Source organism: Pseudomonas sp. B10(2017) (assembly GCF_002113295.1).
GTDB lineage: Bacteria > Pseudomonadota > Gammaproteobacteria > Pseudomonadales > Pseudomonadaceae > Aquipseudomonas > Aquipseudomonas pudica.
This window is the reverse complement of record NZ_NEJU01000010.1, coordinates 156,742-172,336: the sequence shown is the minus strand read 5'-3', so window position 1 is coordinate 172,336 and position 15,595 is coordinate 156,742. Positions and strand designations below refer to the sequence as shown.

Genomic DNA, 15,595 nt, shown 5'->3' with positions numbered 1-15,595 from the left:
ATGCTGCGACGCCAGGCCCTCAAACTCGGTAGCGTATTGCTCAGCGCCCTCACCCTGGGCGGCTGGAGCCTGTTCCGCAACAAAGGCAGCGAGCCCCTGCTGCTGTCAGCGCGTGACGACGGCGATGGCAAGCACTATGCGGTCGGGTTCCGCCTGGACGGCACCCAGGTGTTCAGCACCCAGGTCGCCCAACGTTGCCATGCCATCATCCATCATCCGGATCTGCCGATCGCCCTGTTCGTCGCCCGCCGTCCCGGCACCGAAAGCTACCTGGTCGACCTGCGTGACGGGCGCCTGCTGCAGACCGTGAGCTCGCAGCCGAACCGGCATTTCTACGGCCACGCGGTCATCCATAAAAGTGGCGAATGGCTGTACGCCACCGAGAACGACACCACCGACCCGGGGCGTGGCGTACTCGGTGTATACCGCTTCGAAGGCGAGCGCCTGGTGCACAGCGGCGAGATTCCGACCCATGGCATCGGCCCGCACGAAGTGGCCTGGCTGCCGGACGGCGAGACGCTGATCGTGGCCAACGGCGGTATCCGCACCGAAGCCGAGAGCCGGGTGGAGATGAACCTCGACGCCATGGAACCGAGCCTGGTGCTGATGCAGCGCGACGGTACCCTGCTGAGCAAGGAAACCCTGGCCCAGCAGATGAACAGCGTGCGCCACCTGGCGGTGGGCAGCGATGGCACCATAGCCGCCTGCCAACAGTTCATGGGCGATGCCGATGAAACCGCCGAACTGCTGGCAATCAAGCGCCCGGGCGAGCCGTTCAAGGCCTTCCCGGTACCGGAGCGGCAGTTGCAGGCCATGGCCCAGTACACCGCCAGCGTGGCTATCCACAGCGAGCTGCGGCTGGTCGCGCTTACCGCGCCACGGGCCAACCGCCTGTTCGTCTGGGACCTGGACAGCGGCGCGGTGCGCCTGGATGCGCCAATGCCCGATTGCGCGGGGGTGGGCGCGGTACGGGACGGCTTTGTCGTCACCTCCGGGCAGGGCCGTTGCCGGTTCTATGATTGCCGCAAGGCCGAGCTGGTCGGGCAACCGATGAACCTGCCGTCCGGTTTCTGGGACAACCACCTGCATCTCGTCTGATTTTCAGGTTGGCTGTACTGGCCTCTTCGCGGCTAAAGCCGCTCCCACAGGAACAGCGCAACCCACTGACTGCGTGGTCCCTGTGGGAGCGGCTTTAGCCGCGAAGGGGCCGGCACAGGCATTCCACTCCCCTTCCCCCCAAAAACAGTCAATACTTCCCCCATCCACACGTGGGCAGGATCGCCCGATGTCGTGTCCAAGCCAATAACAACCCTATCCAAGGAACCGGACCTATGCTGCGCCGCCGCATGCTCATCATGTTGGCCGTGGTTCTGCTGATCGTGCTGGCCCTGGGGGGCTACAAAGCTTTTTCGATCTATCAGCAGATCCAGATGTTCACTGCCCCCAAGCCGCCCATCACCGTGGCGGCCGCCTTGGCCGAACAGCGCCCGTGGCAGGAGCGCCTGCCCGCCGTCGGCAGCCTCAAGGCGCTACAGGGCGTGGAGCTGAGCCTGGAGGTGGAAGGCATCGTCAAGGCCCTGCATTTCGACTCGGGCCAACAGGTCAAGGCCGGGCAACTGTTGCTGCAACTCAACGACGACCAGGAAACCGCCCTGCTCGGTACCGCCCAGGCCGACCTGGGCCTGGCCAAGGTCGATTTCGGCCGTGGCAGCCAGCTGGTCGGCGACTCGGCCATCTCCCGCGGCGAGTTCGACCGCCTCACCGCCCAGTACAGGCGCAACCAGGCGGTGGTCGACCAGCTCAAGGCATCGAAGACCAAGAAAAGCATCAGCGCCCCGTTCAGCGGCACCATCGGCATTCGCCAGGTGGACGTCGGCGACTATCTGGCCGCCGGCACGGTGATCGCCACCCTGCAGGACACATCCAGCCTCTACGTCGACTTCAACGTACCGGAACAGGCCCTGCCGCACCTGAGCCTGGGCCAGCAGGTGCTGGTGCAGGTGGCCGCCTACCCGGGCCAGACCTTCCCCGCCAGCCTCAGCGCCATCAACCCCAAAGTCGAGGAAACCACGCGCAACCTGCTGGTGCGCGCGACCATGGCCAACCCGGACGGCAAGCTGCTGCCAGGCATGTTCGCCAGCCTGCTGGTCCTGCTACCCAACCCGCAGCCAAAAGTGGTAGTGCCGGAAAGCGCCATCACCTACACCCTGTATGGCAACTCGGTATACGTCGCCACGCCGAAAAAGGACAAGGACGGCAAGCCGGAAAACGACGACAAGGGCCAGCCGCAACTCACCGCCGAGCAGCGCACGGTGCAGACTGGCGAGCGCCGTGACGGCATGGTGGTGGTCAGCAAGGGCCTGCAGGCTGGGGAACAGGTGGTTACCGCCGGCCAGCTGAAGCTCACCCCCGGCGCCGCGATCCGCATCGGCCAGGACAAAGCACTCAAGCCCGCACAGGGCGCGCCGGGCAAGGACTGACAGGAGGCTGGCATGGCGTTCACCGACCCGTTCATCCGCCGCCCGGTGCTGGCCAGCGTGGTCAGCCTGCTGATCCTGCTGCTGGGCTTCCAGGCCTGGAACAAGCTGCAGATCCGCCAGTATCCGCAAATGGAAAACGCCCTGATCACGGTGACCACCGCCTACCCCGGCGCCAACGCCGAGACCATCCAGGGCTATATCACCCAACCGCTGCAGCAAAGCCTGGCCAGTGCCGAAGGCATCGACTACATGACCTCGGTGAGCCGGCAGAACTTCTCGATCATATCCATCTACGCACGCATCGGCGCCGACAGCGACCGCTTGTTCACCGAACTGCTGGCCAAGGCCAACGAAGTGCGCAACAAGCTGCCCCAGGACTCGGAAGACCCGGTACTGAGCAAGGAAGCCGCCGATGCCTCGGCGCTGATGTACATAAGTTTCTACAGCAAGGAAATGAGCAACCCGCAAATCACCGACTACCTGTCGCGGGTGATCCAGCCCAAGCTGGCGACTCTGCCGGGCATGGCCGAAGCGGAAATCCTCGGCAACCAGGTGTTCGCCATGCGCATCTGGATCGACCCGGTGAAACTGGCAGGCTACGGCTTGTCGGCCAACGACGTGACCAATGCCGTGCGCCGCTACAACTTCCTTTCCGCGGCCGGCGAGGTGAAGGGCGAATACGTGGTCACCAGCATCAACGCCAGCACCGAGCTGAAGTCGGCCGAGGCGTTCGCCGCCCTGCCGGTCAAGACCAGCGGCGACAGCCGCGTGCTGCTGGGCGATGTGGCACGGGTCGAGATGGGGGCGGAAAACTACGACACGGTCAGCTCGTTCGACGGCACCCCATCGGTGTACATCGGCATCAAGGCCACACCGGCCGCCAACCCGCTGGACGTCATCAAGGAAGTGCGGCGCATCATGCCCGAGCTGGAAAGCCAGCTGCCCTCGGCGCTGAAGGTATCCATAGCCTACGACGCCACGCTGTTCATCCAGGCCTCCATCGACGAAGTGATCAAGACGCTCGGCGAGGCAGTACTGATCGTCATCGTGGTTGTGTTCCTGTTCCTCGGTGCCCTGCGTTCGGTGCTGATCCCGGTGGTGACCATTCCGCTGTCGATGATCGGCGTGCTGTTCTTCATGCAGATGATGGGCTACTCGCTCAACCTGCTGACCCTGCTGGCCATGGTGCTGGCCATCGGCCTGGTGGTGGACGACGCGATTGTCGTGGTGGAGAACATCCACCGGCACATGGAAGAAGGCAAGTCACCGTTCGACGCCGCCCTTGAGGGCGCACGCGAAATCGCCATGCCGGTGGTGTCGATGACCATCACCCTGGCGGCAGTATATGCACCGATCGGCTTCCTTACCGGGTTGACCGGCGCGCTGTTCAAGGAGTTTGCCCTGGCCCTGGCCGGTGCCGTGATCATATCCGGCATCGTTGCCCTCACCCTGTCACCGATGATGTGCGCCCTGCTGCTGCGCCAGGAACAGAACCCCAGCGGCCTGGCCCACCGCCTGGACATGCTGTTCGAACGCCTGAAGGTGCGCTACCAGCGCCTGCTGCACACCACCCTCGACAGCCGGCCTGTGGTGCTTGTGTTTGCCGTGATCATCCTGTGCCTGATTCCGGTGCTGCTGAAGTTCACCCAGAACGAACTGGCGCCTAACGAGGACCAGGGGGTGATCTTCATGATGAGCAGCTCGCCTCAGCCGGCCAACCTTGATTACCTCAACGCCTATACCGACGAATTCACCCCGCTGTTCAAGGCTTTCCCCGAGTACTACTCGTCGTTCCAGATCAACGGTTTCAATGGCGTGCAGACCGGCATCGGCGGCTTCCTGCTCAAGCCTTGGAACGAGCGCGAGCGCACGCAGATGGAGCTGCTGCCACTGGTGCAGAGCAAGCTCGAGGAAATCAGTGGCCTGCAGATCTTCGGCTTCAACCTGCCATCGCTGCCCGGCACCGGCGAGGGCCTGCCATTCCAGTTCGTCATCAACAGCGCTGGCGACTACCCGGCACTGCTGGATGTGGCCCAGCGCATCAAGGCCCGCGCCCAGGAATCTGGCAAGTTCGCCTTCCTCGACATCGACCTGGCCTTCGACAAGCCCGAGGTAGTGGTGGATATCGACCGGGCCAAGGCGGCGCAGATGGGGGTGTCGATGGACACCTTGGGCAGCACCCTGGCGACCTTGCTGGGCGAAGCGGAAATCAACCGCTTCACCCTCGAAGGCCGCAGCTACAAGGTGATTGCCCAGGTCGAGCGGCCGTACCGCGACAACCCCGGCTGGCTGAACAACTACTACGTGAAGAACGACCAGGGCCAGCTGCTGCCGCTATCTACCCTGATCACCATCACCGACCGCGCCCGCCCGCGCCAGCTCAACCAGTTCCAGCAGTTGAACTCGGCGATCATCCAGGGCGTGCCCATGGTCAGCCTGGGCGAGGCGCTGCAGACCGTGCAGGGCATCGCCCGCGAAGAGGCTCCGGAAGGCTTCGCCTTCGACTATGCCGGCGTGGCGCGCCAGTACGTGCAGGAAGGCAGCGCGCTGTGGGTGACCTTCGGCCTGGCATTGGCGATCATCTTCCTGGTGCTGGCGGCGCAGTTCGAAAGCTTCCGTGACCCGCTGGTGATTCTGGTGACGGTGCCGTTGTCCATCTGTGGCGCGCTGCTGCCGCTGTTCCTGGGCGTATCGAGCATGAACATCTACACCCAGGTCGGGCTGGTGACGCTGATCGGGCTGATCAGCAAGCACGGCATCCTCATTGTCGAATTCGCCAACCAGTTGCGAGAGGAACGCGGCCTGAGCGTGCGCGAGGCAATCGAGGAAGCCGCTGCGATTCGCCTGCGTCCGGTGCTGATGACCACGGCGGCAATGGTGTTCGGCATGGTGCCGCTTATCCTGGCGACCGGCGCGGGGGCGGTCAGCCGCTTCGACATCGGGACGGTGATTGCCACCGGGATGTCGATCGGCACGCTGTTCACCCTGTTCGTGTTGCCTTGTATCTACACCCTGCTGGCGCACAAGGCGAAAGCCAGGGAACCCGCTGTAGCCTGATCCGGCCTCTTCGCGGGCTTGCCCGCTCCCACAGGTGCGGCACCAGTTTCAGGACCGGTGCCATACCTGTGGGAGCGGGCAAGCCCGCGAAGAGGCCGGTAAGGCAGATGCAAAAATGCCAGAGGCCCCGCAATCGCGAGGCCTCTGGCATTTCCATCTACACCGGGTTCAACCGAACGGCCGCAACCCCTGGCGCAGGCCGAACAGGAACAGCAGCAGGTCCTGATCTGGCGCGGCCTCGGCTTGTTGCTGCGGTTTCACTTCCCGCGGCAACGCGCATTGGTCGGCCAGCTCGGCCTTGCTGAACACAGTCGGCCTCGGCTCTTCCCAGGCAGCCACCGCCACGGTGGTCACCGCCAGGCCAGCCACCAGGAACAAAGCTCGAGCTATTTCTAGTTTCATTACCCTAACCCTTTGACAGCGCTGCCAAACGCCATCTGGTAAAAGTAGAGCAGTGTTTGCCATTCCGCGTCATTGAGCGACGAATGGCGGCGCAACTGGCGCAGGTCATTGCCCGCCGCGCGCTGGCAGCTGATGCGCCGCCGGCATTTTTCCAGGTCCAGCAGGGCGACTTCGACCCGGGCCTGCTCGCCCTCGCCAGTCACCTTGACGAACACGTGCTTGCCATACAGGCAGCCGTGCTGCCAGTGCCCCAGATGCATGCGCGCCAGGTTGTCTGCCAGGTCCTTGAGCATACGCTCATGCACCACCTGCGGATAACGCTCGCGGGCACCTTCGGCATGCCAGGTGTCGAGTTCGACGAAGCCGTCGAGTGCTTCGCTCACCAGCAGCGCACGCCACTGCTGGTCGGCACCCCGCTCGGCGCCACAGAAGACGATGCGCGGTACACGCACACCCAGTTGCTCGAAGCTGTTCAACGCATCCAGCTCACGCAATACAGTCGGCCGGCCGAAAGGGTGCAGCAGGCTACGGTAGATATGCCCGACCTGGCGCTTTGCATACAGCAGCTTGCCATTGCCATCGTCGAGGCGTTGAACACCGCTCTCGCCACCACGGCGCTGGTTCGGCTCCTCGACCCACTCGCCCTGCTGGCGCCAGTAAAAATCGAACCGCGACTCCCCTTTCTGGGCTACAGCCATCAAACACTACCCCTTACGCAATACATAGACCCGCCACATGGCATAGAACGGCAGGAAGTCGAGGCGTTCCTGGATTCTGAAGCCGGCGGCTCGGAATTCTTCTTCGACCGTGTCGGCCGGTAACACAAAACGGTTCTGGTAATTGTCCTGGTCGCCCTTTCGGGCGTTGCGACGTTGTTCCAGCTTTTTCCGGCGCCAGGCCTTGAAGTTACCATCCACCCACAAGGACAGGATCACACTATCACGGCTAACCCGTTGAAATTCCGAAAGAATGGTCTTTCTGTGCGCCGCTTCGCCAATGTGGTGGAACAAGCGCATGCAGAAAATGCTGTCCACCGAGTTGTCCGGCAAGTCGATGGCAAATGCCGAAGTCTGCAAAGGCCGTACCCGTGCCACCACCTCTGGCGCTTGCGCGGTACAGGCTGTCTCGATCATCGCTTCGGAGTTATCGGCGCCGATGATCACCCGGTTGGGCTTTTCTGCCAGCAACGGCCAGAAGCGGCCGGCGCCGCATGGCAGGTCGAGGACCAGGCCAGGCTCACCAGCCAATGCCAAGGCGCGACGCGCCAACTGCTCATCACGCTTGTGGGAAAGGCGTCGCGCCAGGCCATCCTGGTGCTTGAGAAAGTACTCGCGCGCATGTTCTTTGTCGTACTTCTCGGAAAATTCAAGCTTGATGGGGCTACGCATTGGGCATCTCCTGACTCCATTCCGCCCACATTAGGTAAGCAAGCGTAGGAATCAGGTCATGCTGATGTGAAAAATATGTTGAGCGCCGAGTGACCTGTTACAACAGATTACTCGGCCAACGTGTCCGGATCGCCTTTTGCCGCAGTATTGCTCAGGTCTACGACGAAACGGCAGCCATGCGGCAAGGTCGAGGTCAGGGTGACATGCCAGCCTTGGTCGTCGCAGATCCGCTGCACCAGCGACAGGCCAAGGCCCAGCCCCTCGCCGCGCCGCTCGTCGCCGCGTACGAACGGCCGGAACATCGCTTCGCGCTGCTCCTCCGGGATACCCACGCCACTGTCCTCCACGCTGAAACCGTTGGCTTCCAGGCTCAGGCGGATATAGCCGCTGTCGGTGTAGTGCGCGGCGTTGCGCAGCAGGTTGCCCATTACCGATTGCAGGAAAGTAGCGTTGTACAGCACAGGGCTGGCACTGACGCGGCCATCGTAATACAAGGCCAGGCCCTTCTGCTCGATGGTGTCGCGCCACACCCCGACCAGTTCGTCGGCCACCTCCCGCAGGGTGGCGCGCGAAGCCACTGCGCCCTCGTCGCGCTGTGCCCGGGCCAGCATCAGGAAGGTCTTGACTAGCTCGCGCATCTCTTCGGTGGCCCGCGCCACACGCTCCACCTGGCTGCGCGAACGGGCATCCAGGGCCGGGTTCTCCATCAGCAGTTCGCACGAGGTAGCCAGCACCATCAAGGGGGTGCGCAGTTCGTGGCTGACGTCGCTGGTGAACAACCGTTCACGGGTCAGCGCATCGCGCAGGCGGCCCAGGGTGTCGTCGAAGGCTACCGCCAACTGGCCGACTTCGTCTGCGGCATAGTCCGGCGCCAGCGGCGGGGCCAGGCCCAGCAACTGGTCACGGTGGCGTACCTGGCGTGCCAGGCGAATTACCGGCGCCATCACCCGGCGCGCCACCAGCCAGCCGAGAATGACTGCCAGCACCAGGCTGAGCAGGAAGCCCACCACCACCACCGCGAACAGCACACGCTCGCGTTCCTCGAAGTCGCTCTGGTCCTGCAGCAGCACATAACGGCGGCCATCAACGATCTCGACCATGGCGTGGTACGACAGCTGATCGCGGAATACCTCGTGGAAGCCGCGGTCAAGGTGGCGCAGGTCCTTGGGCAGTTCGAAGTCGTCACGCCCGCCGCTGAAGTAGAAAAGCTGGTCGGGGCGCGGCCGGTGGCTCCAGTCGCTGACGCTGTCCATGCGCAGCAGGCGTTGCAGGTCACCACCCAGCACCGAGGAAATCAGCCGCTCTTCGACCAGGTGCACGGTGCCGACGATGCCGAAGGCGAAGGCCCCGGCCACCAGCGCGCTCATCAGGGCAAAGGCAATGATGATGCGCTGGGCAAGGCTTTGCTTAAACTCCATCACGGCCCTCGGCGAGGCGATAGCCGACGCCATGGACGGTATGCAGCAGCGGTTTTTCGAACGGTTTGTCGATCACCTGGCGCAGCTGGTGCACGTGACTGCGCAGGCTGTCGCTGTCAGGGCAGTCATCGCCCCACAGGGCTTCTTCCAGCACTTCGCGACGCAATACGTGCGGGCTCTTCTGCATTAGCACCGCCAGCAGCTTGAGGCCGACCGGGTTGAGCTTGAGCAGGCGGCCCTGGCGGGTGACTTCGAGGGTGTCGAGGTCATAGCTGAGGTCGGCCACCTGCAAGGTGCGGCGCCCGCCGCCCTGGGCCCGGCGCAGCACCGCTTCGATGCGGGCGGCCAGCTCCGACAGGGCGAAGGGCTTGAGCAGGTAATCGTCGGCACCGGAGCGGAAGCCCTGCAGGCGGTCGTCCAGTTGGTCGCGGGCGGTGAGCATGATCACCGGCGTATCGCGGCGGGCGTCTTCGCGCAGGCGCTTGCACAGGGTGTAGCCGTCGATGCCCGGCAACATGATGTCGAGCACGATCAGGTCGTAGTGCTCGGTGGCAGCCAGGTGCAGGCCGGACAGGCCATCCTGGGCACAGTCGACGGTGTAGCCCTTCATGCCCAGGTAGTCGGCCAGGTTGGCCAGGATATCGCGGTTGTCTTCAACCAAAAGAATGCGCATCGGTTTCTCCTGTGCGGCGCTTCTCGCTGTGGTGCGCGGCAGGCGCAGCTTAAGGCCTATGCCTGCAGGGTGCCAGCCCCAGGGAAAATTCAGCGCACTTGACGGTTTTTTCACTGATCCTTCACGGACACAGGATAGCGGGCGGCCGACAATGCCCGATCTTTTTCGCGCCCTGGAGCCGTCATGCAGCAACCAACCCGCCCTCGCCCGATCAATTTCTGGCTGTACCTGGGGCTACCCCTGGCGACCGCGCTGGGCCTGATTCTGCTGGAACTGACCTCGGTCGACATGGACATTGCCAACCTGTTCTTCGACCCTGCTGCCGGGCAATTCATCGGCCGCCACAGCTATTTGCTGGAGAACATCCTGCATGACCGGGTCAAGCAGGGGGTGATCCTGCTGGGGGTGATGTCGCTGGTGACTTTTGCTGCCAGCTTCTTCTGGAAGCGCCTGTTCGGCTGGCGCCGTGAGCTGGGCTGCCTGGTGCTGGCGCTGGGCCTGTCCACGGCATTTGTCACGCCGCTGAAGAAAGTGACCCAGGTGCAATGCCCATGGAGCCTGACCCAGTTTGGCGGGAAGGAAACCTACAGCAAGCTGCTGGAGCCGCGGCCGGCGACCGACAAGCCCGGGCTGTGCTGGCCGGGCGGGCATGCCGCGACCGGGTTCTGCCTGTTCGGCCTGTTCTTCATGTTGCGTGATCGCAAGCCGCGCCTGGCGCGGGTGGCATTGACGGTTGCCTTCGTCGCCGGGTCGGTGTTGTCGCTGGGCAGGATGATGCAGGGGGCGCACTTCCTTTCGCACAACGTGTGGACGGCGGTGTTCTGCTGGTTGATCGGGTTGGGGTCGTATTACCTGATTCTGTACCGTCGGGGAATGGCTGAGGTGCCTGCTGCCGAGCGTAGCGTCGCCTGACCCAGGGGCCGCTTTGCGGCCCTTTCGCCGGCAAGCCAGCTCCCACAGGTACAGCGCAAGTCCAGTGTTGGCGCAATCCTGTGGGAGCTGGCTTGCCGGCGATGGGCTGCGCAGCAACCCCAATGGCCCTCACAAGGCAAACGAAAAAGCCCCGACTCTCGCGAACCGGGGCTTTCTGGTGGTGCAGGGGGTAAGGCTGGCTTACGGCATGCCAGCATGCCTGCAGCATCGCCTGAACCAGGGGCCGCTTTGCGGCCCTTTCGCCGGCAAGCCAGCTCCCACAGGTACAGCGCAAGTCCCAGTGTTGGCACAATCCTGTGGGAGCTGGCTAGCCGGCGATGGGCTGCGCAGCAGCCCCAATGGCCCCAACAGGAAAAACAAAAAAGCCCCGGTTCTCGCGAACCGGGGCTTTCATGGTGCAGGGGGTAAGGCTGGCTTACATCATGCCGCCCATGCCACCCATGCCGCCCATGTCAGGCATGCCAGCAGCTGGCTTGTCTTCCGGCAGGTCGGCAACCATGGCTTCGGTGGTGATCATCAGACCGCCGATCGAAGCAGCAGCTTGCAGCGCCGAGCGGGTGACCTTGGCTGGGTCCAGGATGCCCATCTCGATCATGTCGCCGTATTCGCCGGTAGCAGCGTTGTAACCGAAGTTACCCGAACCTTGCTTGACCTTGTCAGCGACAACGCTTGGCTCGTCGCCGGCGTTGGCAGTGATCTGGCGCAGCGGCGCTTCAACGGCGCGACGCAGCAGGGCGATACCGACGTTCTGGTCTTCGTTGTCGCCTTTGAGGTTGGCAATGGCCGCCAGGGAGCGAACCAGAGCTACACCACCGCCAGGCACCACGCCTTCTTCAACGGCTGCACGGGTAGCGTGCAGGGCGTCTTCAACGCGGGCTTTCTTCTCTTTCATTTCAACTTCGGTGCCGGCACCGACCTTGATCACGGCAACACCGCCGGCCAGCTTGGCCAGACGCTCTTGCAGCTTCTCACGGTCGTAGTCCGAGGAAGTCTCTTCGATCTGGGCACGGATCTGCTTGACGCGTGCTTCGATCTCGGTGTCGGCGCCAGCGCCGTCGATGATGGTGGTGTTTTCCTTGGACAGGATGACGCGCTTGGCGTTGCCCAGGTGCTCCAGGGTAGCGGTTTCCAGGGACAGGCCGATTTCTTCGGAGATGACCTGGCCGCCAGTCAGGACCGCGATGTCCTGCAGCATGGCCTTGCGGCGGTCGCCGAAGCCCGGAGCCTTGACCGCAGCAACCTTGACGATGCCGCGCATGTTGTTGACTACCAGGGTAGCCAGGGCTTCGCCTTCAACGTCTTCGGCAACGATCAGCAGTGGGCGGCCGGCCTTGGCAACGGCTTCCAGAACTGGCAGCAGCTCACGGATGTTGGAGATCTTCTTGTCGACCAGCAGCAGCAGCGGGCCTTCCAGCTCGGCAACCATGGTGTCCGGCTTGTTTACGAAGTACGGCGACAGGTAACCACGGTCGAACTGCATGCCTTCCACGACAGACAGTTCGTTCTCCAGGCCCGAGCCTTCTTCAACGGTGATCACGCCTTCTTTACCGACTTTTTCCATGGCTTCGGCGATGATTTCACCGATGGAGTTGTCGGAGTTGGCAGAGATGGTACCTACCTGGGCGATGGCCTTGGAGTCGGCGCATGGCTTGGACAGGTTCTTCAGCTCGGCGACGACGGCAGCGGTGGCCTTGTCGATGCCGCGCTTCAGGTCCATAGGGTTCATGCCGGCAGCAACGGCTTTCAGGCCTTCGTTGACGATGGCCTGAGCCAGGACGGTAGCGGTGGTGGTGCCGTCACCGGCTGCGTCGTTGGCCTTGGAAGCAACTTCCTTGACCAACTGGGCGCCCATGTTCTCGAAGGCGTCTTTCAGCTCGATTTCCTTGGCAACGGAAACGCCGTCCTTGGTGATGGTCGGCGCGCCGAAGCTCTTGGCCAGCACCACGTTACGGCCTTTCGGGCCCAGTGTCGCTTTTACCGCGTCAGCCAGAACGTTGACACCTACCAGCATTTTCTTACGAGCGGAATCGCCGAATTTTACGTCTTTAGCAGCCATGATCGTTTAATCCTTGGAATTTCTTTGGAGTAACGGGAAGTCGTGGAAATCAGCCTTCGATAACGGCGAGGATTTCGTTCTCGGCCATGACCAGCAGGTCTTCGCCATCGACTTTCACGGTGTTGCTGCCCGAGTAAGGGCCGAAAACCACTTTGTCACCCACTTTCACGGCCAGCGCGCGAACTTCGCCGTTGTCCAGGATGCGACCGGTGCCGACGGCGACGACTTCGCCGCGGTTTGGTTTTTCAGCGGCCGAACCCGGCAGGACGATACCGCCAGCGGTTTTCGATTCTTCTTCGCTGCGACGGATGACGACGCGGTCATGCAGAGGACGAAGCTTCATTGTCGATCTCTCCCAAATAGTGGTTTTCATCGGCCGGTGTCGACACCGGCGGTTTGATGCAGTCCGGCGTTGCCGGGGGTGATCCGCAATGGGCGAAGCACCTGTGTAATGTCTGGTGTCGCCACCAGAAACCTTGCGGTGACCACTACATGAGGCCGTCATATTCAATTACAAGGCTTGCTTCAGAAAATTTTTCATTAGCCTGAAAAGCTTGGGGCCGCTTCGCAGCCCTATCGCGACACAAGGCCGCTCCTACAGGGGTTCGCATACTCTGTAGGAGCGGCCTTGTGTCGCGATAGGGGCGCGAAGCGGCCCCCGGCTATTACTTGTCGCGGCGCTCGTACTCGCCTTCGATCACGTTCGGGCGATGCCCGCCATCGTGCGGCCGTGCCTGGAACGGGTCGTCCTGGAAGGCACGCTGGCGCATGGCCTGAGCCTCGGCACGCTCGCGCATCTTGCGCGCGGCCAGGTGACGGGTGAATGGCAGCAGGCACAGCAGGCCCAGAACGTCGCTGATGAAACCTGGCAGCAACAGCAGGCCCCCACCAACGGCCAGCATCATGCCCTGGAACATGTCCTCGGCGGGCAGTTCGCCACGCTGCAGGCTTTCACGGGCGCGCAGTGCGGTAGCCAGCCCGGCCACGCGCATCACCAGCACACCCAGGGCGGAGCCGGCGATGATCAGCAGCAGCGCCGGGAAGAAACCGATGGCGGCACTGACCTTCACGAAGACGAACAGCTCCAGCACGGGAAACAGGAGAAACAGCAGTAGAAAAGCACGCATCAAAGCAATCCTCGTTGGAAGACAACCTTCCTGTAAGACCAACAAATGGATGCGTGAGCTCGGCTTTTCAACCCTCGACTCCCGTGGCAACCGGCCACTTGTCGGCGCGAGCCAGCAAAACCAGGGCTTCGCGGACTTGTGTCGGCGTGTTGCAGTTACTTGGGAAAGGCAACCAGTACACCGCCTGGCCGATACGCAGGTGCATGCCTTCGCTGTCTACACCGACCATCTGCGCGGGTGCATGGCGTGGCAAATCGCTCAGCTCCACATAATGGGCTATCGCGTTGGCGTGGTCGTTGTTCATGTGCTCGACCATGCTCGTCTCGGCCCTGCCGGCGAACGGGTTGGCCAACGTCACCTGGTCGAGCCAGTGGATGGCGCCGAAGCCGCCAATGTAGCGGTGACGTACCGGCTGCAACACCCAGAAGTCGAAGTCGTGGGCCTTGTGGTAGTTGGCCGCGTCCGGGAAATAGCGGTAGTAGCGCTCGGCGGCAGCCTCGATGACGGCTTCATCCACCAGCTTGTGGGCCTCGGCCATCACCGTCAGCCGCCCCACGGCCTGTACGTCCTCGGCTTCGCGTTCGCCCACCAGCAGCGAGCACTTGGGGTCCTTCAGCAGGTTGTGGGTGTGCTGGGCGATGCGGCTGATGAGGATCAGCGGGTTGCCCTGGGCGTCCAGGCAATACGGTACAACAGAGCCGAAGGGGTAGCCGGGCATCGACTTGGAATGGGTCGAGAGTACGCCGCGGTATTCCTTGAGTAGCAGCTCCCGGGCGGGGCGGATGGCATTGGTACTCACTTGGGGGCGGCTCCTGATATCGGACTGGATGAGACAAGATAAGCATTATCAGATCCAGTGCCAATGGGCCTGCTTTGCAGCCCATCGCGACGCAAGGCCGCTCCTGCAAGGGATCGCGTACATCCTGCAGGAGCGGCCTTGTGTCGCGAAAGGGGCGCTACGCGCCCCCGGCGGTTCACCAGGTAACGCCGAAGCCTGCGGTGTAACGGGTCTTGTCCAGGTCACTGTCCCGCGTACCAGTGATTATGTCCTTTTCCGCCTTGAGGTTCAGCGAGGCCCACTCGGTGACTTTGTAGCGCAGGCCAACCTCGGCATCCAGCGCGTAGTCGGCCACGCCCCCCAGCGGCTTGGCGAACTCGCCGTTGGTGAACAGTTGCACGTTCTTGCCAATCAGGTAGCGGGTGTAGTCCCACTTCACCGCCGCGGAATAGAAGTTGTCCTTGGCGCCATCCTGGTATTCGAAGTCGGTACGGTTGATCAGCGAACCCAGCGAGAACGCGCCCAGTTCGTTGTCCCAGAACTGGTAACCCGGGCCGGTACCCACGGTGCGCTGGCGGGCGAGGTCTTCGATGCGGTCGCGCTTGTACTCCACGCGCCCCTGCCAGAACCACTTCTCGGTGAGGAAGCGGTCCAGGGCGTACTCGGCACTCCAGTTGTCGGTGGTGGTGATGTCGTCCTTGGTCTCGCGGTTGTATTCGCCTTCGGCGTTGTGCCGCCAGCGGCCATGGCGGGCACTGGTCTTGAAGCCGACGTCGTAGTCGTCGGTGTCGTTCTCGGCGCGCTTGTAGTCCAGGGCCACGTCGACGTTGCCCTTCCACACGAAATCCTCGACCAGTGGCTTGGGCTTCATGATCTGCTCGATGCTGGCCAGCTCCACGGTCTTCGGCGCCTCGCCATTGGCCAGGGTCACCTTGCCGGGCTCGGCGGCCTTCAGCGACTTGGCGCGCTCACCGCTGTAGGCGTCCTGCTTGACCAGCATCTCCTGGTCGCTCTCCAGGGTCTGGACCTCTTTCCAGTCCAGGGCGATGGAACCGCCATAGGGGGTTTCCAGCAGCAGCTTGCCGCCATCGAATACTTTGATCTTGCCGCTTAGCCGATCACCGTTCTTCATCCACACGGTGTCGGCGAACACCGGGGAGGCGCACAGGGAAGCAGCAAGCAGGCACAACAAGGATCTAGAATTCATAAGCGGGCTATGATTTGCGGAGTACGGGTTCGATTTGACGAAAAAAGCCGGGCATTATCCAGATAACCACGACCAG

The 15,595-nt window shown here is 62.9% G+C and carries 14 protein-coding genes; 4 read left to right on the top strand and 10 right to left on the bottom strand.

Annotation, left to right across the window (positions count from 1 at the left end):
* The 3 genes from CAF92_RS14655 (at position 1) to CAF92_RS14645 (ending at position 5,537) form a co-directional block, all read left to right on the top strand.
* A complete protein-coding gene (locus CAF92_RS14655; RefSeq protein WP_046616948.1) occupies positions 1–1,098 on the top strand; it encodes a DUF1513 domain-containing protein in 1,098 nt (365 codons plus the stop codon).
* A gap of 233 nt (positions 1,099–1,331) precedes the next feature.
* Positions 1,332–2,480, top strand: coding sequence for an efflux RND transporter periplasmic adaptor subunit (locus CAF92_RS14650; protein ID WP_085601213.1), 1,149 nt, complete (start codon positions 1,332–1,334; stop codon positions 2,478–2,480).
* 12 nt (positions 2,481–2,492) lie between these two features.
* Complete coding sequence (locus tag CAF92_RS14645) at positions 2,493–5,537, top strand: multidrug efflux RND transporter permease subunit (protein ID WP_085601212.1); 3,045 nt, start codon at positions 2,493–2,495, stop codon at positions 5,535–5,537.
* Positions 5,538–5,705: 168 nt separating this feature from the next.
* Here the strand turns inward: CAF92_RS14645 and CAF92_RS14640 are convergent, their stop codons facing one another.
* The 5 genes from CAF92_RS14640 to colR form a co-directional block, all read right to left on the bottom strand.
* The gene (locus CAF92_RS14640) at positions 5,706–5,939 is read right to left on the bottom strand and encodes a hypothetical protein (RefSeq protein WP_046616951.1); all 234 of its coding nucleotides are present in this window, start codon (positions 5,937–5,939) and stop codon (positions 5,706–5,708) included.
* Positions 5,939–6,637, bottom strand: coding sequence for a lipopolysaccharide kinase InaA family protein (locus CAF92_RS14635; protein WP_085601211.1), 699 nt, complete (start codon positions 6,635–6,637; stop codon positions 5,939–5,941). Before CAF92_RS14635 ends, CAF92_RS14640 begins: the two co-directional genes overlap by 1 nt.
* A gap of 6 nt (positions 6,638–6,643) precedes the next feature.
* Entirely contained in the window at positions 6,644–7,327 is a 684-nt protein-coding gene (locus CAF92_RS14630; RefSeq protein ID WP_046616953.1) for a class I SAM-dependent methyltransferase, read from the bottom strand.
* A 107-nt stretch (positions 7,328–7,434) separates the two neighbouring features.
* Complete coding sequence (locus tag CAF92_RS14625; RefSeq protein WP_046616955.1) at positions 7,435–8,745, bottom strand: HAMP domain-containing sensor histidine kinase; 1,311 nt, start codon at positions 8,743–8,745, stop codon at positions 7,435–7,437.
* Positions 8,735–9,418: a two-component system response regulator ColR gene (gene colR / locus CAF92_RS14620; protein WP_003255215.1), complete on the bottom strand. Its 684-nt coding sequence runs from the start codon at positions 9,416–9,418 to the stop codon at positions 8,735–8,737. Before colR ends, CAF92_RS14625 begins: the two co-directional genes overlap by 11 nt.
* 183 nt (positions 9,419–9,601) lie before the next feature.
* On the opposite strand from colR, the gene CAF92_RS14615 reads away from it, so the two are divergent.
* Positions 9,602–10,330 carry a phosphatase PAP2 family protein gene (locus CAF92_RS14615; protein ID WP_046616956.1) on the top strand — a complete coding sequence of 243 codons (729 nt, stop codon included), beginning with the start codon at positions 9,602–9,604 and terminating at the stop codon, positions 10,328–10,330.
* A 436-nt stretch (positions 10,331–10,766) separates the two neighbouring features.
* On the opposite strand, the gene groL is transcribed toward CAF92_RS14615, so the two are convergent.
* The 5 genes from groL to CAF92_RS14590 all read right to left on the bottom strand — a co-directional run bounded on the left by groL (position 10,767) and on the right by CAF92_RS14590 (position 15,519).
* Positions 10,767–12,407 carry a chaperonin GroEL gene (gene groL, locus CAF92_RS14610; RefSeq protein WP_013974091.1) on the bottom strand — a complete coding sequence of 547 codons (1,641 nt, stop codon included), beginning with the start codon at positions 12,405–12,407 and terminating at the stop codon, positions 10,767–10,769.
* 49 nt (positions 12,408–12,456) lie between these two features.
* Complete coding sequence (locus CAF92_RS14605) at positions 12,457–12,750, bottom strand: co-chaperone GroES (RefSeq protein WP_003260750.1); 294 nt, start codon at positions 12,748–12,750, stop codon at positions 12,457–12,459.
* A 322-nt stretch (positions 12,751–13,072) separates the two neighbouring features.
* Positions 13,073–13,534: an FxsA family protein gene (locus CAF92_RS14600; protein ID WP_046616551.1), complete on the bottom strand. Its 462-nt coding sequence runs from the start codon at positions 13,532–13,534 to the stop codon at positions 13,073–13,075.
* A gap of 67 nt (positions 13,535–13,601) precedes the next feature.
* Complete coding sequence (locus CAF92_RS14595; RefSeq protein ID WP_085601210.1) at positions 13,602–14,333, bottom strand: HugZ family protein; 732 nt, start codon at positions 14,331–14,333, stop codon at positions 13,602–13,604.
* Positions 14,334–14,508: 175 nt separating this feature from the next.
* Entirely contained in the window at positions 14,509–15,519 is a 1,011-nt protein-coding gene (locus CAF92_RS14590) for a DUF481 domain-containing protein (RefSeq protein WP_085601209.1), read from the bottom strand.
* Positions 15,520–15,595 lie beyond the last annotated feature (76 nt).